The 21,939-nt window shown below is 34.5% G+C and carries 23 protein-coding genes and 1 pseudogene; 11 read left to right on the top strand and 13 right to left on the bottom strand.

Going from position 1 to position 21,939, the window contains the following annotated elements; genetic code table 11:
* Positions 1-2 precede the first annotated feature (2 nt).
* Positions 3-1,346: a glycoside hydrolase family 32 protein gene (locus ACFX4W_RS01320; RefSeq protein WP_377559131.1), complete on the bottom strand. Its 1,344-nt coding sequence runs from the start codon at positions 1,344-1,346 to the stop codon at positions 3-5.
* 348 nt (positions 1,347-1,694) lie between these two features.
* Between ACFX4W_RS01320 and ACFX4W_RS01315 the strand changes: the two genes are divergently transcribed.
* A complete protein-coding gene (locus ACFX4W_RS01315) occupies positions 1,695-2,588 on the top strand; it encodes an AraC family transcriptional regulator (protein ID WP_377559129.1) in 894 nt (297 codons plus the stop codon).
* Between the two features lie 170 nt (positions 2,589-2,758).
* On the opposite strand, the gene ACFX4W_RS01310 is transcribed toward ACFX4W_RS01315, so the two are convergent.
* Positions 2,759-3,574 carry an AraC family transcriptional regulator gene (locus tag ACFX4W_RS01310; RefSeq protein WP_377559127.1) on the bottom strand — a complete coding sequence of 272 codons (816 nt, stop codon included), beginning with the start codon at positions 3,572-3,574 and terminating at the stop codon, positions 2,759-2,761.
* 197 nt (positions 3,575-3,771) lie between these two features.
* On the opposite strand from ACFX4W_RS01310, the gene ACFX4W_RS01305 reads away from it, so the two are divergent.
* Positions 3,772-5,964: an alpha-galactosidase gene (locus ACFX4W_RS01305; RefSeq protein WP_377559126.1), complete on the top strand. Its 2,193-nt coding sequence runs from the start codon at positions 3,772-3,774 to the stop codon at positions 5,962-5,964.
* A 133-nt stretch (positions 5,965-6,097) separates the two neighbouring features.
* On the opposite strand, the gene ACFX4W_RS01300 is transcribed toward ACFX4W_RS01305, so the two are convergent.
* The 6 genes from ACFX4W_RS01300 to ACFX4W_RS01275 form a co-directional block, all read right to left on the bottom strand.
* Entirely contained in the window at positions 6,098-7,156 is a 1,059-nt protein-coding gene (locus ACFX4W_RS01300) for an alkene reductase (protein WP_377559124.1), read from the bottom strand.
* 14 nt (positions 7,157-7,170) lie between these two features.
* On the bottom strand, positions 7,171-8,019 hold the full coding sequence (locus tag ACFX4W_RS01295) for an alpha/beta fold hydrolase (protein ID WP_377559122.1): 849 nt from the start codon (positions 8,017-8,019) through the stop codon (positions 7,171-7,173).
* 111 nt (positions 8,020-8,130) lie between these two features.
* Entirely contained in the window at positions 8,131-8,706 is a 576-nt protein-coding gene (locus ACFX4W_RS01290) for a TetR/AcrR family transcriptional regulator (RefSeq protein ID WP_377559120.1), read from the bottom strand.
* Positions 8,707-8,910: 204 nt separating this feature from the next.
* Positions 8,911-9,075, bottom strand: coding sequence for a hypothetical protein (locus ACFX4W_RS01285; RefSeq protein ID WP_377559118.1), 165 nt, complete (start codon positions 9,073-9,075; stop codon positions 8,911-8,913).
* A gap of 451 nt (positions 9,076-9,526) precedes the next feature.
* Entirely contained in the window at positions 9,527-9,967 is a 441-nt protein-coding gene (locus tag ACFX4W_RS01280) for a DMT family transporter (RefSeq protein ID WP_328261659.1), read from the bottom strand.
* Between the two features lie 137 nt (positions 9,968-10,104).
* Entirely contained in the window at positions 10,105-11,649 is a 1,545-nt protein-coding gene (locus tag ACFX4W_RS01275) for an SNIPE associated domain-containing protein (protein WP_377559115.1), read from the bottom strand.
* A gap of 805 nt (positions 11,650-12,454) precedes the next feature.
* Here ACFX4W_RS01275 and ACFX4W_RS01270 point away from each other — a divergent pair.
* From ACFX4W_RS01270 to ACFX4W_RS30685, 3 genes and pseudogenes are all read left to right on the top strand, one after another.
* A complete protein-coding gene (locus tag ACFX4W_RS01270) occupies positions 12,455-12,679 on the top strand; it encodes a YolD-like family protein (RefSeq protein ID WP_377559113.1) in 225 nt (74 codons plus the stop codon).
* Positions 12,680-13,126: 447 nt separating this feature from the next.
* Positions 13,127-13,873 carry a type I methionyl aminopeptidase gene (map, locus tag ACFX4W_RS01265; RefSeq protein ID WP_377559111.1) on the top strand — a complete coding sequence of 249 codons (747 nt, stop codon included), beginning with the start codon at positions 13,127-13,129 and terminating at the stop codon, positions 13,871-13,873.
* A 153-nt stretch (positions 13,874-14,026) separates the two neighbouring features.
* A pseudogene (locus ACFX4W_RS30685) lies at positions 14,027-14,140 on the top strand (DUF8096 family protein); the annotation flags it as partial.
* A 178-nt stretch (positions 14,141-14,318) separates the two neighbouring features.
* Here ACFX4W_RS30685 and spxA read toward each other — a convergent pair.
* On the bottom strand, positions 14,319-14,720 hold the full coding sequence (gene spxA / locus ACFX4W_RS01260; protein ID WP_377559110.1) for a transcriptional regulator SpxA: 402 nt from the start codon (positions 14,718-14,720) through the stop codon (positions 14,319-14,321).
* A 617-nt stretch (positions 14,721-15,337) separates the two neighbouring features.
* Between spxA and ACFX4W_RS01255 the strand changes: the two genes are divergently transcribed.
* Both ACFX4W_RS01255 and ACFX4W_RS01250 read left to right on the top strand, forming a co-directional pair.
* Positions 15,338-15,514, top strand: a complete 177-nt coding sequence (locus ACFX4W_RS01255; protein WP_377559108.1) for a DUF8096 family protein — start codon at positions 15,338-15,340, stop codon at positions 15,512-15,514.
* Positions 15,515-15,541: 27 nt separating this feature from the next.
* Positions 15,542-16,000: an SMI1/KNR4 family protein gene (locus ACFX4W_RS01250; protein ID WP_377559106.1), complete on the top strand. Its 459-nt coding sequence runs from the start codon at positions 15,542-15,544 to the stop codon at positions 15,998-16,000.
* A gap of 671 nt (positions 16,001-16,671) precedes the next feature.
* Here ACFX4W_RS01250 and ACFX4W_RS01245 read toward each other — a convergent pair.
* The 3 genes from ACFX4W_RS01245 to ACFX4W_RS01235 all read right to left on the bottom strand — a co-directional run bounded on the left by ACFX4W_RS01245 (position 16,672) and on the right by ACFX4W_RS01235 (position 17,960).
* Positions 16,672-17,151: a site-2 protease family protein gene (locus tag ACFX4W_RS01245; protein ID WP_377559104.1), complete on the bottom strand. Its 480-nt coding sequence runs from the start codon at positions 17,149-17,151 to the stop codon at positions 16,672-16,674.
* A 376-nt stretch (positions 17,152-17,527) separates the two neighbouring features.
* Positions 17,528-17,653 (bottom strand): hypothetical protein, encoded by a 126-nt coding sequence (locus tag ACFX4W_RS01240; RefSeq protein WP_274598754.1) that lies wholly within the window; start codon positions 17,651-17,653, stop codon positions 17,528-17,530.
* Between the two features lie 34 nt (positions 17,654-17,687).
* Positions 17,688-17,960 (bottom strand): GlsB/YeaQ/YmgE family stress response membrane protein, encoded by a 273-nt coding sequence (locus ACFX4W_RS01235; RefSeq protein WP_377559103.1) that lies wholly within the window; start codon positions 17,958-17,960, stop codon positions 17,688-17,690.
* Positions 17,961-18,485: 525 nt separating this feature from the next.
* Between ACFX4W_RS01235 and ACFX4W_RS01230 the strand changes: the two genes are divergently transcribed.
* From ACFX4W_RS01230 to ACFX4W_RS01215, 4 genes are all read left to right on the top strand, one after another.
* Positions 18,486-18,785 (top strand): hypothetical protein, encoded by a 300-nt coding sequence (locus tag ACFX4W_RS01230; RefSeq protein WP_377559101.1) that lies wholly within the window; start codon positions 18,486-18,488, stop codon positions 18,783-18,785.
* A gap of 12 nt (positions 18,786-18,797) precedes the next feature.
* Positions 18,798-19,931 (top strand): FtsK/SpoIIIE domain-containing protein, encoded by a 1,134-nt coding sequence (locus ACFX4W_RS01225; protein ID WP_377559100.1) that lies wholly within the window; start codon positions 18,798-18,800, stop codon positions 19,929-19,931.
* On the top strand, positions 19,928-20,623 hold the full coding sequence (locus ACFX4W_RS01220; protein WP_377559098.1) for a hypothetical protein: 696 nt from the start codon (positions 19,928-19,930) through the stop codon (positions 20,621-20,623). Before ACFX4W_RS01225 ends, ACFX4W_RS01220 begins: the two co-directional genes overlap by 4 nt.
* Positions 20,624-20,912: 289 nt before the next feature.
* Positions 20,913-21,233, top strand: a complete 321-nt coding sequence (locus ACFX4W_RS01215; protein WP_143256208.1) for a hypothetical protein — start codon at positions 20,913-20,915, stop codon at positions 21,231-21,233.
* A gap of 242 nt (positions 21,234-21,475) precedes the next feature.
* Here the strand turns inward: ACFX4W_RS01215 and ACFX4W_RS01210 are convergent, their stop codons facing one another.
* Positions 21,476-21,700, bottom strand: a complete 225-nt coding sequence (locus tag ACFX4W_RS01210) for a helix-turn-helix domain-containing protein (RefSeq protein WP_095380539.1) — start codon at positions 21,698-21,700, stop codon at positions 21,476-21,478.
* Positions 21,701-21,939 lie beyond the last annotated feature (239 nt).

Raw genomic sequence — 21,939 nt, 5'->3', positions numbered from 1 at the left:
CCTTATAATGAAAAATAAAGTAATTCACCTTTTGGGTGTAACCCATCATATTTCACACTCAAATTTTCTTCCTCAGTAAAGTATCTTAATGAAAAAACGCATTCCCCATCATTCACAAATATCTCTATGGAGGAGTTATCACTAAAAATACTCATTTGTGATATACCTTGAACCTTCTTAGATTTCGTCTCCTTTTTATTGGTCGCCCAATTCTCACGCGTAACAGACAATACGTTTTTCTTACCACAATAATGAACCTCTACTGCTTCATTTCTCAAAAACAAGTGAAAGTCACTAGTGCAATTATCTCGAGTCAATTCTAGTTCAAACCGTCCACTTTCTAATTCAAAACAACCTTGTGAGGATGTAAAACTTTGTCTACATCTCCTAAGCTGCTTCACTTCTTCAATAGGTTTTTGTTTAATTTCCCCATCCTCCCATGTTATAACGCGTGGCAACGTCAAACAATGCAAATAACCATATTGCTTAGTAGGGCATAAATGCTCCTCTTCCTCGTTCATTCGTGACATCCATCCCACCATAATTCGTCTTCCTTTATGATCGGCAAAAGATTGAGGTGCATAGAAATCAAATCCATGGTCAAGTAATTCTAAAGAACCTTTTGGTAGAAATTTCTTTATTTTTTCGTCAAATTTTCCAGATATAAACGCTGCATAACTGGAAACACCTATTACGTTATCACCTTCTTCCAGTCTTACTTGAGGACAACAAACCAATATATCTGTTTCATCATTTATAGAAAACAAATCTGGGCACTCACACATGTTTTCTAACTGTTGGTCGTATAAAATATTTTCATATTTCCAATCCAACATGTTAAAAGAAGAGTAGAGTGCAACCGCACCTTTTCGTTCATTTGTTTGAGCACCTACAACCATCCACCAGTTCTTTTTTCCTCGCCAAACTTTTGGATCTCGATAGTGTTCTGTAAACTCTGCTGGTGTTTCAATTACATTTTCTTTTTTTATAAAAGTCCGACCATCTTTAGAGGTACTAATGCACTGGTAACTCTTCCTCTCTCCGTCAATTTTTACGTTTCCAGTATAGAATAAATATATTTCTTCTTTATGTTCTATACTGCTACCTGAATAAACACCATTTCGATCAAAACCTCTATCTGGAAGAATTGCAGAACCTTGATTAGTCCAATCAATCATATTAGTTGAAGTAAACAACCCCCACTCTTTGTATTGATGATTGGTATCAAAACGATTCCATTGATGGAAAAAATAATATCTATCTTTGAACCAAATTAAACCATTTGGGTCATTTATCAAGCCTCTATCAGGCTCTATATGATATGTCATTTTATAAGGATTCTTCAAAAAACATCTCACTCTCCATCAAACATCCCTTATTTTTGTAACGCTTTCATTTCCCTCTAAAAATAAACTAAAAAGAATCTATATTACAGGTACAACAAAAAATGTAAAATTTAACAATGTTTTATCCACGAAAATAAATTCAGGAAATAAAATTAAAATTCAAAATGTTTTTTGTGGAAGTGATGCTTCCTGCACTGCTGAACGTAATTCTTTTCATATCCCATCCTCCATTGAAAGTTAGTGTTGTATTTTGGGTAAATTTTTATTAATGTATTTCTTATAATTTATAATACGGAGACTTTAATTTTCAGGCAATGGTAAATAAAATATAGAAAAGAGGGTAATATATTGTTGTCTTTAGTTCATGATAAACATCAAAGTTTTCTTTATCGTCATTCAAAAGAACCATTAACCAAAGATGCTCGTATCTCTTCCATAGGGTTTGAAAAGCGTGTATCAACTGATTATTATTGGGATGGACGAATGCGTAAAAACAACCTTAACCATTATATCTTTCAATATACTTTGAGTGGGTATGGTGAAATACGAGTAGGTGAACAAACGTTAACTATTGGTCCGGGCCAAGCGTTTATTGTAAAAATACCAAGCGATCATTGCTATTATCTACCAGAAAAAAGTCCAGAATGGGAATTTCTCTTTCTTACATTAGAAGGGCCAAAAGCTGAGGAATGCTGGGATTATGTAATTGATCAACTCGGAATACATCTAACATTAGACGATACTTCACCGTTAATTTTTTCACTAAAAGAAATTTATCAATTTGCTGTTAAAGAGGGCATTGGAGACTCTTTTATTTCATCAGCCAAAGCATATGAGTTTATAATGAGTCTTTACCGTTTTACGAAAGGGCTTGATCAAGTTAAACCTGAGATTCCAAACGACATTCGCACCGCAATCCACTTTATGACGGAGCATTATCATGAACCTCTTTCACTAGAGGAGATTGCAGAACATACAGGTCTGTCAAAATACTATTTTACAAACAAGTTTCAAAAGTATACAAACACAACACCAATTCAATTTCTAACAACTATACGTATGGAAAAAGCAATGGAGCTCTTGCTAAAAACAAATAAAACACTCCATGAAATTGCGATAGAAACAGGATATGACAATGCAAATTACTTTAGCAAAGTATTTAAAAAGATGATTGGTATGTCTGCAGATAGCTTTAGAAAAGACAAAAAAATGTTGGATAATTATCATGTCATTATCAATTAAGAAAATCTATTACGCATAATAGAAACCAGATAAGGCTATCGAATTCTTTCCGACAGCCTTATCTGGTTTTTACATATCGTTGGTATTCAGATGGATAAAGATAAATTTAATAATTAAAAACTATCTACTTGTAAAGGTATAGAGTAGTAGTACTACTTTATATCCGATTATCATTGGTTCTTTCTATAGTCCGAAGGAGTGAGCTTTTTCATTTTTTTAAATGTCTTTGAAAATAGCAGTACATCATTATAACCTACTGATCGAGCAATATCCCCAATTTTAAGCTCAGAATTTATTAGGAGAAAACATGCTTTTTCTATTCTTAAATTTAATAAAAACTCTTGCGGCGACTTATTAAGATATTGCTTAAATAATCGATAAAGATATGAACGGTCAATGGAAATATATTTAGCAATATCGTTGACAGTAATATAATGCGTGTAATTCTGTTCAATGAAGAGTAACGCATCTTCAATATACTTTTGCTGTTTTACTTCCATGGCCATTTCACGATTTGGATAAAGCTCACTTAATATATATAGAAATTCATACAGCTTTGATGTTAATAGCAAATCTTTATTAGACATTAACCTTGAGGCCGTTATGATACTCTCCATACAGTTGATTAGTTTATGGTCTTGAGTGAACGTAAGAACGGGATATTCCATACATAAATTTGATCTGTTCAAATATTCTTTTGCTTTTACCCCATTGAAACCAATCCATGTATATTCCCAAGGGTCCTCCACATCTGCTTCATAATAAATCAAAGTGTTTGGTTCAATTAAAAATCCTTCATTTTTTCCTAGATGATAGGTTTTATCGTGTACTTTAAAAGTACCCTTTCCTTTTAAAATATAGTGAAATATGTATCCATTTCGTATTGCTGGACCATATGAATGCTTACTGATACAAGCTTCCCTGCCGCATGTGTATAAATTAAGATCTAAATTGTTATGTGAATGATTAGAAAAGGTCAAAGTCATTTTGTCACCTCGAATTGAAAATGATTGCAAGTTATCACATTGTTCCATAATGAGTCTACATAATTCCATATAAATATGTAAATAAAACTAATAAAATGAATACAGAAACATTAAGAAATACAACATATTTCACTAAATAATATCCGATATATTATAACTTAAAATAAGCGATATTTACTTATACGTGGGAGGTTATTATGACAATTTACATCGATGATGAACAACTTTTATTTCATTTGCAAGGAAAAAACACGAGCTATGTTATGCAAGTTATACGAGATGGCTATTTAGCCCACTTATACTGGGGGAAGAATGTTCGTTCATACCGTGGGAGTAACAAAATTATCTTTATGAATCGAGAGTTTTCACCTAACCCAGATGCGCTAGATCGAACGTTTTCGCTAGATACGCTACCTCAAGAATATCCTGCATATGGAAATGGTGATTTTAGAACTCCAGCTTATCAAATACAACTAGAAAATGGTTCTACTGTGACAGACCTTCGTTATAAAGAATACAAAATTTATAAAGGAAAACCAAATTTGAAAGGGCTACCGTCTACATATGTAGACGATGAAAATGAAGCAGAAACACTAGAGATTACTATGGAAGATGAATTGCTGGGACTGACTGCTACGTTAACATATAGTCTGTATGAAGAGCGCGATGTTATCACTAGATCTGTTCGATTTGATAATAAAGGAGTACAAAACTTGAAATTTCTTCGAGCGTTAAGTACTAGTGTTGACTTTCGTGATGATGAATATGAATTAATCACATTGTCTGGTGCTCATAGCAACGAAAAAAATATTCAAAGACGAAAAATTGTACCAGGAATTCAAATGGTTGATAGTTGCCGCGGAGCCAGCAGTCCTCAACAAGCGCCATTTTTAGCACTAGTAAGAAAAGGTACTGATGAAGATCAGGGTGAAGTGTATGCGTTTAACCTTGTTTATAGTGGGAATTTTACTGCACAAGTTCAAGTAGACCCATATCATAATACAAGAGTATCTATGGGGATTAACCCTTTGGATTTCTCGTGGTTATTAGAACCAGGGGAAACCTTTCAAACGCCTGAAGTGGTAATGGTGTATACAGCAAAAGGATTAGGTGACATGTCCAGTATCTATCACGAATTATATAGTAAAAGGCTATGCCGCCTGCCATTTCGAGATAGCGTCCGTCCTATTTTAATTAATAATTGGGAAGCTACCTATTTTGATTTTAATGCAGACAAAATTGAACAAATTGCTAATGAAGCAAAAAAAGTAGGAATAGAACTATTTGTATTAGATGATGGCTGGTTTGGAAAACGTAATGATAGTAAGAGCTCATTAGGGGATTGGGTAGTCAACCATCGTAAACTTCCAAAAGGCTTAGAAGATCTTGCAAATCGTGTGCGTAATCTAGGTATGGAATTTGGTTTATGGTTTGAACCTGAAATGATTTCTATAGATAGTAATTTATATCGAAATCATCCAGATTGGTGTTTACATGTACCAGATCGCCCTCATACCTTAGGGAGAAATCAACTCGTTTTAGATTTATCGAGGCAGGAAGTCTGTGACTATGTCATAAAAGCATTGTCAGATATTTTATCTAGTGCTTCCATAACCTATGTAAAATGGGATATGAATCGTCATATGACAGATGTAGGGTCAGCAGCATTACCGCCTGAACGACAGCGTGAAACAGCACATCGTTATATACTAGGGTTATATAAAATAATGGAAGAAATCACAAAAAGGTTTCCAAATATATTATTTGAGAGTTGTTCAAGTGGTGGAGGGCGCTTTGACGCAGGAATGCTCTATTATATGCCTCAAACATGGACAAGTGATAACACAGATGCAATTTCCCGTTTAAAAATTCAATATGGTACAAGTCTTGTTTATCCACCTATCACAATGGGAGCACACGTTTCATCTGTTCCAAACCATCAAGTTGGAAGGGTTACTCCACTTGAAACAAGAGGGTATGTCGCCATGTCTGGAAACCTTGGTTATGAGCTAGATTTAACCAAGTTAACTGATGAAGAAAAAACTGTAGTTAAACAACAAATTACCTTGTATAAAGAAATTCGATCACTTATTCAGTTTGGTAGATTTTATAGAATATTTAACCCTTTTGATGGGAATGAAGCCGCATGGAATTTTGTTTCTGAAGATCAATCCGAAGCAGTAGCTAGTTATTTCAAAGTATTATCTCAACCAGCAGCTCCTATTCGAACTATAAAATTTAAAGGTTTAAATCCAAATTATGTTTATCAAAATGTTGATACAGGAGAGCTATTTGGAGGAGATGAGTTGATGAATGTTGGTATTACCCTTCCAATAATCAAACAAGACTTTTTAAGTCTATTCTGGAGATTTAAAAAGCATATTATGTAACTTATGTAGGTAGCTTTATTAGTTTTTCTAATAACTGCTTTTATTCTGGAGATTTGAATCGTGTATCTTTTCATAACGAACCTAAGAAAAAAGATTATGAATATCCCTAGATGGGATATTCATATTAAATAAATTATTTTAAGAAAGGATAATCTGTATAACCTTCTTTTCCTCCTGCATAGAGCGTATTTTTACCAGGTTCGTTTAGGGGAGCACCTGATTGAATCCGTTCTACAAAGTCTGGATTAGCTAGTACCCAAGTGCCTACTGTGATAACATCTGCAAGATTATTATCTAAATCAGACGAAAGTTGATCTAGAGGACGACCTGGGCGGTTAACAAGAAGTGATTGATCCCAAAGTTGACGCACATCTTTTAGAAATTGTTCGTTTCCAAAGTGCATTAAATGCAGATATGCAAGGCTAAGCTTATTTAATTCACTTATTAAATAGTGATACATCTCAAGGCTATTTTCTCCCTCATCAATGCCTTGCGGTGTTCCTTGAGGAGAAAAACGGATGCCTGTTCTTTCTGCTCCTATTTCATCAACAACTGCTTTAGCTACTTCAATAGCGAATCGAGAACGTCCCTCAATCGTACCACCGTATGCATCTTGACGATGGTTGGAGTTTTCACTAAGGAATTGTTGGATCAGATAACCATTCGCTCCGTGAATTTCAACTCCGTCTGCACCAGCTTCAATTGCTGAACGTGCTGCTAAACGAAACTCATTGATAACATCTTTTATCTCAAGCTCACTCAATTCCCTTGGTGTTGGAATTTCTTTCATTCCTTCTGCCGTGAAAATTTCTACACCAGGTGCAATAGCTGATGGTGCAACTGCTTGGCGATGGTGGGGGGTGTTATCAGGGTGTGATACACGTCCCACGTGCATAAGCTGAATAAAAATATGACCGCCTTCACTATGAACTTTAGAAGTTACTTTTTTCCATCCTTTAATATGGTTTTCTGTATAAATACCAGGCGTATTAGTGTAACCTTGCCCATCATCTGAAGGTTGGGTTCCTTCGCTTATAATTAATCCAACTGAAGCACGCTGACCATAGTACTCTGCTACTAAATCGTTCGGGGTACCATCTAGTAAAGCTCTACTTCTAGTCATCGGAGCCATTCCTATACGATTTTTCAAATAAATGTTTCCGATACGAACTTTTTCAAATAATCTGCTCATATGAATACTCCCTTTTAGTAAGAATTAGAATCAAGAAATGAATTTACGTTTTCTGCAAATAGTTCTGGAAATTGAAACAGATGTCCGTGACCAGAATCAGGATATATAATCAGCTGTGCTTTGGGTAATTTCTCTGTTAAGATATAACTGTTTTTAGTCGGTACCATCACATCATTAGCCCCATTAGTAACAAGTACAGGGTGTTTGATGTTTTGTAACCATTCATAATCATGATTAGATTTTTGTTTAGCCCATTTTGCAATGGCTTGTAATTGTGCCTCTTTTACTTGTTCTGAACTGTTTACTTTTTTCTGATTGAAAATTCTTTGTAGTGAAGCCATTCCTGCAGATTTACTTGTTTCGGTTTGCTCGTAGAAAAAGAACATAAAATCATTTATTCCATCTTCTTCTGTTCCGCCGTGACGATTCATTCTCTCAAAAATCTCTGGATTTGGATTAATGCCAGATTCAGGCGAAGTACCTGCCATGATAACTTTTCTTACCAAATCTCCTTCTAGTAAAGCTAGCTCTTGTGCAACCATGCCACCAATGGAAAAACCAAGAATGTCAACTTGTTCTAATCCAAGAGCTTTTATAAATGTTGCTGTATCTTTTGCCATATCAGCAATTGTAGTAGGCGTTAGTCCATCAGTCTCACCAACTCCTTTATTGTCAAATAAGATTACCGGGCGTGTATTTGCAATAGGTTCAATCATATTTGGATCCCAGTTTTCCATCGTTCCTCTAAAATGAACAAGAAATACTACTGGTATACCATCTTGTGTACCAAATTTTCTATATGCGTAACGAATTCCATCTGCTTCAATAAATTCTGATTCTGTTGGTATTTTAAAGTTTGTCATTTTTGTGTTCCTCCTTAGAAATTAAAAATACGATTTTATAAGTATGCATTATGATGGTTTGTTTCATATTAATTTTAGAATGAACGTTCTAAAAAAGACAAAAAAAGAAAGCTAGTCTAACACTGAAAGTGCTAGAGCGATGATGCCTTCTAATTCTTTTTTATCATAATTAGTTTTTATTAGTACTCTTATACCTACCAAATTGTTGTGTAAGAAACGAGATGTGTTATCAGAATCGATTTCTTTTGATAGTTCTCCACTAGTTTGGCCCCGTTTTATAAGGTTATTAAACATATCTTCAGTACGGTTAAACATTTTTGTAACTATGCGTCCAATTTCTTTGTCCAACAAAGATAATTCAACGGCTGCATTTACTGATAGACAACCTTTTGGGTATTGTTCAATGGCATTCAGTACGAAAATAAAAACATCACGTATCGCCTGTTTAGTGGATGAAGTGCTGCTAATTATACTTTCCATCTTCTTGACGATGAGCTCTTCATAGTGATTAAGGGAAGCTAAAAACAATGAACGCTTGTCACCAAATGTGTCATATATACTCCTGCGGTGTATCCCCATATGATCCACCAAATCTTGCATGGATGTTTTTTCATAACCCTGTTCCCAGAAAAGATCCATTGCTTTTCTTAATACTGCTTTTTCGTCGAATTCTTTACTTCTAGCCATTTTATTTCTCCTTAAAAAAATCCATGAGTCAATACTAACAAAAACAAACGTCATAATCTATTGTAGAATGAACATTCTAAAATAAAGACATAAATTTCAAACCATGATTAAACAATAACATTTTTAGAACGATTAGTAAAGAATTATAACTAACCAATAATCCCCAAAACATTTGCTGCGTATCAAAATGGTATCCATTAACTTTCACTTAGGGGTATCGCCAAACGTTTCTTCTATTCGTTTAGTTTCTTCAGGATTATTTTCTTCCATTGTTTCAATTAATGAATCAAACTCTTCTACAGATGCACTCATACCAAATAAACAAGAAACAGCAATTAGAAAAAACCATCTGATCCCTTCCTCAATCAAACTGCCCCTTTAGTTGTATAAGAACCTGAAAGAAGAAGATAAAAATTAAGACAAGAAGAATTAAAAGGAAATCCTTGACTTTATTCCTTTAACGTTTTGAAACAGAATCAAATACATCGTCTGTAAAAGTATACGTTTACGGACATTTGTTTTGAATATAAATTCTATCATTTTTACCGTTCGTTTAAGTTTAAAATTTAATTACGAACGTCTTTTGGAAATCATACAATTTTACGAACATTTTTGGTAGAATAAGAGGAAAAGCGCGTCAAAAATATCGTCAAAAATATATGGAGTATAAGCGTAATCATAATAAAAACTTATTCAAAACAAGCACTGACTAAAATAGGAAACAGTTAGTGCTTGTTTAGGTAAGCATTTGTTATTTTTTATATTTTATTACGTTAGGTTTATAGTCGATTTCAAAACTATTTTCTTCTATTAATACATTTTAAAATTTTTGAATGATGATAACTCCAAAAATGATTAAAAGTACCCCTATCACTCTAGGAATACTTAAAGAATGCATTTGCACTCCTATTAATCCAAAATGGTCAATTAAAGTAGAAGCAACCATTTGACCTGCAAGAATATAAGCAACTGTAGCAGTAGCTCCTAGACGAGGTATAAGTACAATGGATGCAACTACATAAAAAGCTCCTAACAGGCCTCCAGTCCATACCCACCAAGGTGCTGCGAGCCATTCTTTATTTACACTCATGCCTTTTCCGAACAAAGATATAAGAAGCAAAACAATTGCACCTACTATAAAAGAAATAGTTGAGGCAATGATAGGGGAATGTACGACAGATCTCAATTGAGCATTGACACTAAATTGAGTAGGTAAAGCCATCCCAGCTAATAATGCAAATATAATTAAAAAAATAATCATTATAATCCTCCCATAACTCTTTCATGTTCGACAGAGCACATTGTTATTGAGAACTGTCAATATACGTCTTTATTTAGTCCGTAAATAAACGTATATTATGCCACTTTATACTTTTAGTTAGCAAAATATAAAAATCATTATGAAATTTCTTGTAACAAATTTTTTTCTAAGGTCAATGATTTTCTGTAATCTTCAGCTTGAGCTAATTTAGTAAACTCAACTGTTTTATTATGATTACTTTTAACAAGATCCTCAATTTCTTGAAGGCTAACTCTGAAAAATTCTTTTCTATCGTTAACTTTATTAACTTTTTTATGGGTCAGAGCCTTATGGATAGCATTTTCAAGAGTAGGAGCATCTTCACTAAAAATCATAGCATGAACATCAAATGTAAAAGGAACCGAAGCATCACCTAGCTCCTTTACACGATCCATTGGTTCAAGACGTCTAGTCATTCCAATTTTATATACATTTTCACCGAAAGACCCTATATTTGAAATAACATAAACATAACCGGCCCGTGTATTTTGCACTCGATATAAAACGTCTTCTTTATTTTTCTTTGTTTCTTCAAGCTGTCTCTCTAGCTCTCTAAGTTTATCTAACAATTTTTCTTTTTCATTATCGTTAGAAGTTGAAAGCTGTTCATTCATTTTTTCAATAGCTTGAACAAAGTGTTTTTCTTCTTTTTCAACTTTTTCTTTGGCTTTTTCTAATTCTTTCAAGGCTTTTGCTTCTTCGCGCATGCGTTCTTTAATAGCCTGTTGTTCTTCTTTCTCTTCTTGTTTCTTTTGTTCAAACTCATATTTTAAATACAATTCTTCCAGCTTTAATTCCAAATACTTTCTTTTAATAGACACTTGTTGCATATCAGTAAGTTTATTTAGTTCTTCAAAGACTTTTTTAATTCGTTTTTCATTCGATTCTATATTGTTAAATTTCACTTTAGAAATGGCATTATCACACTCATTATTAAATGCACGTAATGTTAATTTAATTGTATCTAATATGAATTCTTTTCCTTTTTTCTTATCATCCCCAATAGTCCAATCTAAGAAGTGATTTGTAGCCTCTTTGGATTTTACTAATTGTTGCTGTTGCTTACGAATATCAGCTAACTTTGATTGATAAACTTCTGAAGTTTCGAATCCATATTTAGGTTCATAAAAACCAAATGATTGCATAAGTTGCTCATCTTTTAATAAAATTAACTCTTCTTGTACCAACGAGATTTCATTTATAACGTCTGTTTTCTTAGAATTCAACTCTTCAATAGACTGAATAACCTTTTTCTTATCCTCAACTGCGTTTGCAACGGATGTAATTTCCTCAACTTCAGTTAAAAGAGTGTCTTTTTGTGCTCTCAATTCCTCAACCGTATTATTTAATTGCTTTTTATCATCGACCAGGTTAGATATAACTTCTATTTCATTTAACTCATTAAGTCTTTTTTCCTTACTCTCCTCTAATTCAACAAGCTCTTTTTTCAATTTTTTTATAGGAAATTGAAGAGCTAGTATTTCATCAATGTTATTATCTTTCCATAAGTTTTGAGCGTTCTTTAGAGCTTTATTGCGTTTAATTATAAGGATAATTCCTAAGATTAAAGGTATGACAAAAAACCACAGTCCGAATAACAAGCCGATAATCCAAGGCGAATGGTACCACTTTTCTTTATACATTATTGCTCCCCCTAAATATTTGTACGTTCAATTTATTTCTATTTTATCACTTTTCAGTTTACGTGAAGCATATTCTAGGCATCAAATTACGATTACTTAGTCTTATCGTTACTGCTTTCATATTTTTTAGTACTAAAGGCAAAAAAGATATCGAATTTTAATAAGGATTTTAATAATCTATGCTGAAATAAAATGAAGAGGTGAATAATTTGTTACTTACTATTTTAAGTACTTTTTTAAATAAGTCAGAAAAGCAGGATGCTAAAGATCCATCTATATTGATAGGTAATGTAAAAAATAAGTTGGAGAAGCTTTCTCCTGAAGAAATCATTGAGCTGGGATATAGAATTACACATGAGGTGTTTCTGATTTTACGAAAGTTTCCTACGGATACTAAGTATCACTTTATATTGTTTAAATAACTGGCTGCTGCTGCACAAAACATCCCAGTTGAGTTGAAAGATAGAGGTCTAATAAAAGATTCACCAGAAATCTTAGCATTTCTAAAAACACAAATATCGGAGATAGTAGCTTTATTTACTGAGATGGACAACGATAAAAGAATCCAGGGTATAACTTTAGAACCCATGAAGCGTATCAACTTCTTTTTAAATAGGAGAGCAACCTTTATTGAGTTAGTAAAAGGATTCAATGGTGTACTAATATGTAATAAAAGCACTAGAGATTGGGAGCTTGAAGAAATAGACAGAGAGATTTTTATAAACAAAATGGAATCGGACGACTTCTATTTTGAGATAAACGTTTCCAGGCGGATGCATCGCCGGCAGTAAGAGTGAATTTTCTCATGGAGGAAGAGCAAATGGAACAAATCAATTTCACCTTGATTGAGGCACTACATACAAATACACAAGTATACCTTACATATTATAAGAACGGGCAACATATAAGCGATACTGGATTCATCCAATTTGTTGACGCCCTGGGGGATGAATTTATTTTCATTGATGAAGTATTTGAGTTAAAGAATAAAATGAGGTTAAGTGAACTAATTGATGTTCGTTTCACATAAAATAATGTCATCTTCACTATTTGTGGTAATCTAATAAGAGCCAATTAGAAAAGAGTGATCAAAATGGAAGGGAAAGAGCAAGAAATAGATCTCACTAAAGTATATGATTATGCCGAATATCCAGATAAACATTAAATAGACTAAACTAATAAGAGGGTATTATGTTCAATATACGAGCATATATCCTCTTTTCTTATACATATTAGATTCGTTATTTAGATACTATACATATAGTTTAATATGTATAGATTATAAAGGAGCTTAAGTTTGTTGCAAATGGAGGCGTGATGAGGTCTTCAGATCGAGCGTTAACATGATTAAGGGGGTGAGTGGTATGAGTTTGGTAACTTTGTAATAAGTGATATTAAGCAATCGGACCAGTTTATGTAGAATCGGAAACATTACTTTGGGTAAAATGAAAACATCAAAAAATTGGAGGGTTCATATATGACAGTTGGAGGTAAGGATGATATTGATGGGCTTAAGGAAATCGGCAAAATCGTTGCTTTAACAATAAGTGAAATGAAAAATCAGACACGTGCCGGAATGACGACCAAAGAATTGGATGAAATCGGGGGACGTTTTTTAAGAAGATATGGTGCGGTCTCTGCACCCAAGATAACCTACAATTTTCCCGGTAACACATGCATTAGCATTAACCATGAAGTTGCTCACGGAATACCGGGGAATCGGAAGATTCAAGAAGGTGACCTAATAAATATTGATGTCTCTGCTGAGTTAAATGGTTACTTTGCCGATGCAGGTCATTCCTTTCAGATCCCTTTATATAACCCTTCTGTAACACGTCTCTGTCAATACACACACAATACCATGATGAAAGTTATTTCTTCACTTAAACATGGGGTGAGATTGAATGAAATCGGAAGAATTATTCAAAATGAAGCCCAAAAAGGTGGTTACAAGGTACTTACGGATCTTTGCAGTCACGGCATTGGAAGGTCTTTACATGAGGCACCTGAAGATATTTTACCTATCTATGACAAGCATGATAAACGAGTATTGAAAGAAGGTATGGTTATTACTGTTGAGCCTTTTTTATCAACTGGAGCAGAGTATACAGTTGAAAGTTCGGATGGATGGACTTTATGTGTGCCCGATAATAGTCTTTGTGCACAATATGAGCACACAATAATTATTACAAGGGATCAACCGATAATTACAACGATAGCTTAGATATTGTTTTCAGATGTTAGGCCCATAGATGTTTAAGGAAGTCATCAAACGGGCGTGTTTGTTGAGCAAAGATTAAAAGGTTAATACATATTAGTCATGTACAATATGTATTAACCTTTATTTTCTATGTTTTTTTTCGATTTGGGTCTTGATAATAAGGTCAGTGGCAGATGCGACAACTGCAATTCATCTTACTTCAAAAGTTCTGTAAAAGGTGGTATTTTCTTACGCGAATGTCGGGAATGCGGCATGAAGAAGAGTATCTAAATATAGAGGATTATATAGTAAAAGGAGAAGAGTTTTTACCCTTCTCCTTTTTATGTAGATGTAGTTGTGTTTACTCATTTTTAGAATCTGAAATATATACCTTACTACACTGCCGATGCCTTTTATTACAATCTACTTTAGAAGTTAAGGCAGTCGTTGATTGCTCTTCTATTACCCTCTAATGATCACCTACTACTGCCTGTTCTGTCATCGTGAAAGTACGAAGTTTCCGAGGAATAAAAGCTCTTATCTCTTCTTCTTTATATCCGATTTGCAGTATTTTACGATCTTGTATGATAATAGGGCGTTTAAGTATAAAAGGATGGTTCTTTATCAAATCATACAGACCCTGTAACGACAGTGCATCAATCTCTATATTTAACTTTTGAGGGATCTTTGATCTTGTAGAAATAATTTCATCTGTACCCTTTTCTGTCATACTAAGAATATTTTTAATTTCATCTTCTGTAATAGGTTCATACGATAGATTTCTCTCAATATAATCAATTTGATGTTCCTCAAGCCAAGCCTTTGCTTTTCGGCAAGAAACGCAGCTGGTTGTCGTATATAGATTAATCATTTTTTACACCTCGTCTATATGTATTTTTTTCTATCTTTAATTAATCACTGTAAATAAAAGTATATAGATTTCTAATAAGTAAAAGCCACTTGTATACTACAAGTGGCTTTTTGCTACGTTGAACACATTAGGCAATTCACGTATTATTCCCATCACCATTATAACATAGTTTGTGCATCTGTTTAATAAATTTCCGGTCTTAATATGACTAAAAATTTGAGATATATGATTAAGAACGATACTAACCTTCTATATTTTATAACAAGGAAATGAAACATATAATTCCACTTTTTACAGCGCAGCAAGTGTGTTAAAGAAGGAGATTGAAATGATGTAAAATTGGAGGATAATTAAGCTTTATCTTTAATAGTGAGGTGTGTAAAAATAAAGGCCAAGTTTATCTTACATACTACAAAAAGGGACAATGTATTACAGAAAAGGGATTCATCCAATCTGTTGATTCCCTGGGGAATTTGTTTGTTTTTATCGAGGAAGTATTCGAATTAAAAAATAAAATGAGGTTAAGTGAGCTAATTGATGTTCGTTTTACATAAAATAATGTCACCTTCGCTTTTTGTGGTAAGCTAATAAAAGGCAATTAGAAAAGAGTGATCGACATGGAAGAGAAACAGCAGCAAGAAATCGATCTTACTAAAGTTTATGACTACGCTGAATTTCCGGATAAGGTCAGTGGCAGATGCGACAACTGCAACTCAGCTTACTTCAAAAGTTCCGTAAAAGGTGGCGTTTTCTTACGTGAATGTCGAGAATGTGGCATGAAGAAAAGCATTTAGTTGGTATTGATTGAAAGGGTTGGGGAAATGAGAGATATTTGGGATGATGGATACAGTCAATCAAAGAAATTAACAGAAGAAATGGTCAACGATGCAGAAAAGAAGTTGGGTGTGAAGTTGCCAAAATCCTATATTGAGTTATGTAAAATGCAAAATGGAGGCTCTTTAAAATATTGTGACTACCCTACCTCCGTTCCAACAAATTGGGCAGACGATCATGTAAATGTCCCTGAGATTTATGGAATAGGGAAAGAAGGCATTTTATCCAGTGATTATTATATAGAAGAATGGGAGTTACCAAAAGATATTGTTTTACTATGTGGAGAGGGACATTGGTGGGTTGCATTTGACTATCGGGATACAAAAGATAACCCTCCTATAATTTATATGGATTTAGAATGGGGAACAGACACACTTATTTTTGAATTAGCTCCTGATTTTGAGACCTTGGTAAATGGCTTATTTATTTATGAAGATGAAGAATGACTACATTTATACAATACAAAGGAACTGGCATTCAATTGTCGGTTCTTTTGTATTAGTTTCATATGATTTGATTCACCAAGCTCTCCCTTTTCCTCATCACATTCTACTTTAGTCCTTATGTCTCGTCCATTTCATGAAAAAGATAAGCTATTAGGCCAACCACATATTTTTTATGTAAGATGTTTGAATTTTATTTTTCGGGTTAAAATCTATAATCAACTAACTTTTTTTAACAGTATGTGATCCATGTGACCTTCTACTCTCTATGGGTAGAAGGGTTTTTTATCTGTTTAAGTTCTTTCCTTTTGGGTATAAAAATAAATGTAAAGTTATCTAAGTCACCTACCTTTGTTTATAGTATGTTTTATCTTGCCTTCTATCTATAGGATAGAGGGTTTTCCTATGTACTCTGTTTAATAATTTTATTGGCAATGAATAAATGTGTTACCTTTCTCGCAGGGTATACAATGACATTTCAATCACACAAATGACCTTCTACCTGACAGGAGTAGAAGGTTTTTTGATATCAATTATTTATCAACTTCAACACTAATTGCTGGATTAACCATATTATTTAAAGTAATTTTATTTTTATCATCTACTTCATTACGTAAAAGTGAATCCCATGTAGCTTCGCAAACCTATCGCTTCACATCATTATTTCAGCTTTATTAATCAGGGTTACATGTTATTTTTCCATATCTCAATGCATCATAAATAGCACGTCCATCGCTTGAATTTGTTTCTGTGTATTTGATGGGTAGTAGCGAGAAGACAATATAATAAACAGAAAAGTAGACAAACTGGTAAGAAAAGAGACTTGCTGAAAGGATGTCAGCCATAACTAAGCCATTTATAAGGAAAATAAAGGCTAAATTAGCAATGGCACCTCCAGCATAGACACAGGCATGGGTAAATCGGTTGTCGTATTTTAGTTTCTCATATACACAAAAAGAATCCAAAAAGTAAACTGATTTTATTTTAACTTTCTTCCATTTAAAAATGGTTTTTCCTTTTCCAATTGTAAAATCCACTCTCCCTCCGAAAAAGATTGCCATGATAGAATGACCTAATTGGTGAACAAGAGATACAAGTGGTAGTACAAGTAAGAAAGAAAACAAGAACTTAGGCATATCACTGAATCCAAACACACTTCCATCTCCTTTATTATAAAATGATTTAATAAACAGTTAGCTTATTAAGGTAGATAAATTCTTTTTGATAGTGGACAGACTTTTCCATACAGAGGAGGCGCCTTTTTAATCATATTTACAGTCCTTTGTTTCGCACTTTGAAAGGTCTTTAATCAAAATATAGGACCAATAGATTTTTACTAAAGCAGCAGTTAAAGTAATTAATAATCTTTGAGCATTGCCTATAGAGAAGGATATCTTCACTTTATTTTTAAACATTCTCCATAACAATAAACGACCCTATGTATCGTAACCAAAGTTACTAAGGCCGTTTATGTTATATTCTGATTTATTTTTTTCTCTTTTTCTTTATAATAAAATATCTGGTTTCTCATTAAGCTTCTGACAGAACTTCGATATCATTATTAATTTGATCGAACAAATAAGTAAGGTAAGAATCTAATTCAAATTGATTATCTTCAACAAAATCATCTAACACAGACTTACTTTCTTCTCTCATTTTTAATCACTCCAATTTAATTTTTTTCGATTTATCATGCATGATGACCATGATTCTTTTTTTGTTCCATTTTCCTTAGAACAAAGCTTACGATTAACACCAAAATGATTGCTCCAATAATGGCTGGAATGATGGCAAAACCACCAATAACTGGTCCCCAACTTCCCAGGACCAGACCACCTAACCAAGAACCAATAAAACCGGCGATAATATTACCAATAATGCCTCCAGGAACGTCACGCCCTGTAAGTAAACCGGCAAGCCAACCGATAATTCCACCTACAATTAGCATCCATAGAATTTCCATAAATCACTCTCTCCTTTTGAAATAGTTATTTGACTTTACCCCCGGCTAAAACTCATTAATCCTGTTATTTTTTCCCTCTATAAGTTTTTTCTCTTTATGTCATAAGATCATGTAGTTTTGCTTGCCCTTTATTTTTGTTCACTTGGACAACATCAAATGTCTCGTCCATTTCATAAGAAGAATAAGCTATTAGGACAACCCCTAGCATATAAAAACCGAGCGCATCTTACCTAACTACCTACTAATCCCCTACTGCAGTAAGGGTTCTTTTTTATTTTTTGACTGGACAGGCAAGCTTACTACAGTAGCTACATAGTATCTAAAGAATCTTAGCTTCATTATCTAATTAGTGTCTAGTTCAGTATCGCTACCGCGTTAATACAAGCTTTATATGCGTAATGACGCCCTTCATGGAATCTGTAAGGGAGCTGAGCCGAAGAGGCGAAGGGGGCGACCGGATGTGTTGAGCTGAAATAACTAAGGCGTGAAAGGCAAAAAAATTAAAGAATGAAAGAAGGTATCAACATGAGAAAAACACAAAGGTTTCATTTTCAAAAGATCTTTCCTTTAACCCTCCAATCATCTCTCACGAGACCTCGTCCCTTCAGGGCTTATTCCTTTGTTCCATTTAGTCCATTTGCCATGCTTGACCCTACTATTCTAACCATAGGAGGCATTGTCTTAGGGGTTGCTATCATCGAACGGGTATTAGAGCGATGGGGTGTCATTGATCTTGTGGATCAGTTCGCAAAGGTCATGCGTTTTATCTTACCTGTCACCTTCTATAGCGCCTTAATTTACTTTTTTGTGACCTTTATGTTTTGAGGAGGGATTTAGATGTTTGAAAAACTAAAATTGCGTGGCCAATTGCTTAAAGCGTTTCGTACGGCAGAGATTTACCGGGTGGTGAAACGTGGGGACCGTACCTCCTATCTGTTTCCAAAGATTCATCGAATCGATCACCATCAAACGTACACTCGGTACGCCTTTTCCTTACTAAATGGTATCAATCCTGAACTTCTAAATAAAAAAAGATGGGCCTTACGACAAGTATTAGGCAGCAACATCGAAATAAACGGCAGCTTAAAGAACTTTAGTATTACTGTTCATCACAAAAGCCTACCAAAGATGCTCAATTATAGTTATGAGATCATTCATCCTTATATTGAGAAAATGGAGCTCCCAGTATGCATTGGTCAAGATATCTATGGAAACCCTGTTTCATGGGATTTTGCGGATTTAGAAACGTTACTGATTTCTGGCGAAATTGGGGCAGGAAAAAGCAGCTTAATGCGCGTGATTCTCACCACATGGGTGAAGTATACCTCTCCTGAAGACTTGCGCTTAGTCTTAGTGGACCTTAAACGAGCCGATTTGGGCTTATTTCATGGGATTGACCACGTGGATGCGCTTTGCTTTGAAGCGAAAGACATGAGAAAACCTTTTGCGTTGTTACGAGCTGAAATGTATCGACGAGGGGATTTACTGTTAGAGCATGGCGTCACACATATCAGCAGGCTTCCTTTTAAGCTACCTCGTATCGTTGTGGTAATTGATGAAATGTCCATAGTGAAGAGAGAAACGGATCTTGTAGAGATGATTCAACAGTTTGCCAGCCAAGGTCGTGCACTAGGTGTTCATACGATTATTGCCATGCAGCGTCCGGATGCTGATTTATTAAACTCTGCGTTAAAAGCCAATTTAAGGGTTCGGATCTCTGGAAGGCAAGCCGATGCGACGAATGCGAAAGTAGCTGGAGTACTCGGAGCAGAAGAAATTGATGCAGCTGCCAGAGGTCGTATGAAAATTAAGATTGATGACGTGAAAGAGTTTCAAGCCTATTTCTTAGATGAAGAAGCTTGTAAGGAAATGCTTTCCCCTTATAAAACACATGTGAAAGATCCTGAACCGCAACTAGAGGTTGTGTCACAGTCTATCTTTGGGTTATTAGAGAAGGAGGAACAGGGATGAGTTTTCGACTATCTCAGCGTGATAAAGACATCATTGGGTTTATCAATCAGTTTCGGGCTGTGGATCGAGACTCATTAGTAGAACGCTTCTTTAAACAGCTGAAATCGCCTGTAAATGCGTGTAATAGTGTCATGGTACGTTTATATCGATTAGGACTCATTGAACGCACACAGCAGTATTCTCCGACCGCCTATTTGCCTGTGGATGCAAAGATCAAAAAGAACTCGCAGAAAATACTCCATTTCCTTTCAATTCTAGATATCTATAAACAAATGTGTACGTACAGTGCGCCTAAACAGGTCATTGTGGAAGATAAGCCCACTGGACGAAAAGGAGGTATCGAACCAGATCTGTTTTGTATCTTTAAAGGATCCCCTTTTTGGGTTGAAATTCAACGAAATCAGTATTCAGAACAGAAAATGCAAGCGAAGATCAATCTATACGAGGAGTTTTTCTTTTCAGATGAGTGGAAAACGTTGCAGTGGCAGCCTGAAGATCAAGCAGCCATCTTCCCTTCTGTAATTTTAATTACACCTGTTCGTTATGCAGTATCTTCGGATCATATCCGTATCATACAAGTAGCAAGCATTCACGAACTTATGGAGAAATATAAGGGGTCTTCCAAACAAACAAAAGAAGTAAGGTCAAGAATCACCTCCTCTTCTGGGGGAATTAAAATCAACTTAACATAGAGTACTAGAAAAGTGTTTTTAATCACACAAAAACAGGCTACCTCAAAATAATGAAAGGTAGCCTGTTTATACACCTTTCATCCGCGCATTTGCAAAGGGTTATGGAAACAGCGTAATCATTAACATAGAAAGAATTAGATAAAGTTGAATCAATCCAGGCGTCTGCAGGAGACGAAACTGTCATACGCGGAGAAGGTAATAGATTTGCATACTGGTATCGAATGGAATTAATTCGTATAATAAAAGAGAATAAGTAGCAATACCAAGGCAACCGAGGAGGTGAGCGAATATGAGTCTACGAGAAGAACTACTGGCGCAGGAATATGAGGAAAGAAAAAAGCCGAGAGGATTCGTATACTTTACAGACGCTGACGGACAAGTTGTCGCTAAAACTTGCCGTGAATGCGGCGAATTAAAACATGCAAAGAACTATCATCATAAAAGCGATGGATTTGGTCAACTTGGACCATACTGCAAAGGCTGCGTTTCTGTTCGCGACCGAGATTATTACGTTAAAAATAGGGAGCACGTAAAAAGAGTTAAAAATGCTTATTACCATAGGAAAAGATCTGAGCAACTTTCTTTTAATTTATTCGAAAATAGCGAGTAGAATCACGGCGGCCAATAAGGTCGCTTTTTTGTTTAAATACTGATAAATCCCTAGAAATCGCCATTCAATGTGTTAATGACATGTTTCGAGCACGCTAGCATGTAAAGAGGAGCAATTTGATGAATAGGACCGTTTTAACGGCGAATTAAAAACAGGCTTTTAAACGATTACTAAAGCCTGTTTTTATATACTTGGAGAAACAAACTTTCTAAAGGAATAAAAAAGAACTGTAATAAGCATATTTAAATATCCCAAAAATCTTCGCTCTTAATATTAGGATCAATCCTTCTTAATGCTTGTAATATCTTTTTCATAGTTCTTTGTGTAGGCAACCTTTCGGAGTTGTTTACTAAATCACCAATCGTACTTCTACCTAATCCTGACTTTCTTACAAGCCATTCTTGATTAATGTTTCTTTTATCAATCCATTTACCAAGTCTAGTTCGCCTTTTTCCTAACCCGAACATTATAGATACCCCTTTACTTGTTATTACTCTAGTTATGTCCAAATTTCACTAAAAATAAAACGTTAAAAATAAGTCATAGTGGACAAGCCAATACCATATCATCTATTAAGACATCAAAATACTACATAAGCACAACGAATAAATTTAATATGTATTTTTTAGAAGCTTCTAGAATAATGTCGATATTTTGGTCATAATCATATAGCATGAATACAGTTAAGACCGCCTTATACACTGAT

The organism is Priestia sp. YIM B13489 (assembly GCF_042787645.1).
GTDB lineage: Bacteria > Bacillota > Bacilli > Bacillales > Bacillaceae_H > Priestia > Priestia megaterium.
This window is presented reverse-complemented; position numbering and strand designations above follow the sequence as displayed.

Coding starts and splice junctions, on each gene's coding strand:
- ACFX4W_RS01310 (WP_377559127.1), bottom strand. CDS start 3,574: ATGACTTTGACCTTTTCTAATCATTCACATAACAATTTAGATCTTAAT.
- ACFX4W_RS01305 (WP_377559126.1), top strand. CDS start 3,772: ATGACAATTTACATCGATGATGAACAACTTTTATTTCATTTGCAAGGA.
- ACFX4W_RS01300 (WP_377559124.1), bottom strand. CDS start 7,156: ATGAGCAGATTATTTGAAAAAGTTCGTATCGGAAACATTTATTTGAAA.
- ACFX4W_RS01295 (WP_377559122.1), bottom strand. CDS start 8,019: ATGACAAACTTTAAAATACCAACAGAATCAGAATTTATTGAAGCAGAT.
- ACFX4W_RS01290 (WP_377559120.1), bottom strand. CDS start 8,706: ATGGCTAGAAGTAAAGAATTCGACGAAAAAGCAGTATTAAGAAAAGCA.
- ACFX4W_RS01280 (WP_328261659.1), bottom strand. CDS start 9,967: ATGATTATTTTTTTAATTATATTTGCATTATTAGCTGGGATGGCTTTA.
- ACFX4W_RS01275 (WP_377559115.1), bottom strand. CDS start 11,649: ATGTATAAAGAAAAGTGGTACCATTCGCCTTGGATTATCGGCTTGTTA.
- ACFX4W_RS01270 (WP_377559113.1), top strand. CDS start 12,455: ATGGAGGAAGAGCAAATGGAACAAATCAATTTCACCTTGATTGAGGCA.
- map (WP_377559111.1), top strand. CDS start 13,127: ATGACAGTTGGAGGTAAGGATGATATTGATGGGCTTAAGGAAATCGGC.
- spxA (WP_377559110.1), bottom strand. CDS start 14,720: ATGATTAATCTATATACGACAACCAGCTGCGTTTCTTGCCGAAAAGCA.
- ACFX4W_RS01255 (WP_377559108.1), top strand. CDS start 15,338: ATGGAAGAGAAACAGCAGCAAGAAATCGATCTTACTAAAGTTTATGAC.
- ACFX4W_RS01250 (WP_377559106.1), top strand. CDS start 15,542: ATGAGAGATATTTGGGATGATGGATACAGTCAATCAAAGAAATTAACA.
- ACFX4W_RS01240 (WP_274598754.1), bottom strand. CDS start 17,653: ATGAGAGAAGAAAGTAAGTCTGTGTTAGATGATTTTGTTGAAGATAAT.
- ACFX4W_RS01235 (WP_377559103.1), bottom strand. CDS start 17,960: ATGGAAATTCTATGGATGCTAATTGTAGGTGGAATTATCGGTTGGCTT.
- ACFX4W_RS01230 (WP_377559101.1), top strand. CDS start 18,486: ATGAGAAAAACACAAAGGTTTCATTTTCAAAAGATCTTTCCTTTAACC.
- ACFX4W_RS01225 (WP_377559100.1), top strand. CDS start 18,798: ATGTTTGAAAAACTAAAATTGCGTGGCCAATTGCTTAAAGCGTTTCGT.
- ACFX4W_RS01220 (WP_377559098.1), top strand. CDS start 19,928: ATGAGTTTTCGACTATCTCAGCGTGATAAAGACATCATTGGGTTTATC.
- ACFX4W_RS01215 (WP_143256208.1), top strand. CDS start 20,913: ATGAGTCTACGAGAAGAACTACTGGCGCAGGAATATGAGGAAAGAAAA.
- ACFX4W_RS01210 (WP_095380539.1), bottom strand. CDS start 21,700: ATGTTCGGGTTAGGAAAAAGGCGAACTAGACTTGGTAAATGGATTGAT.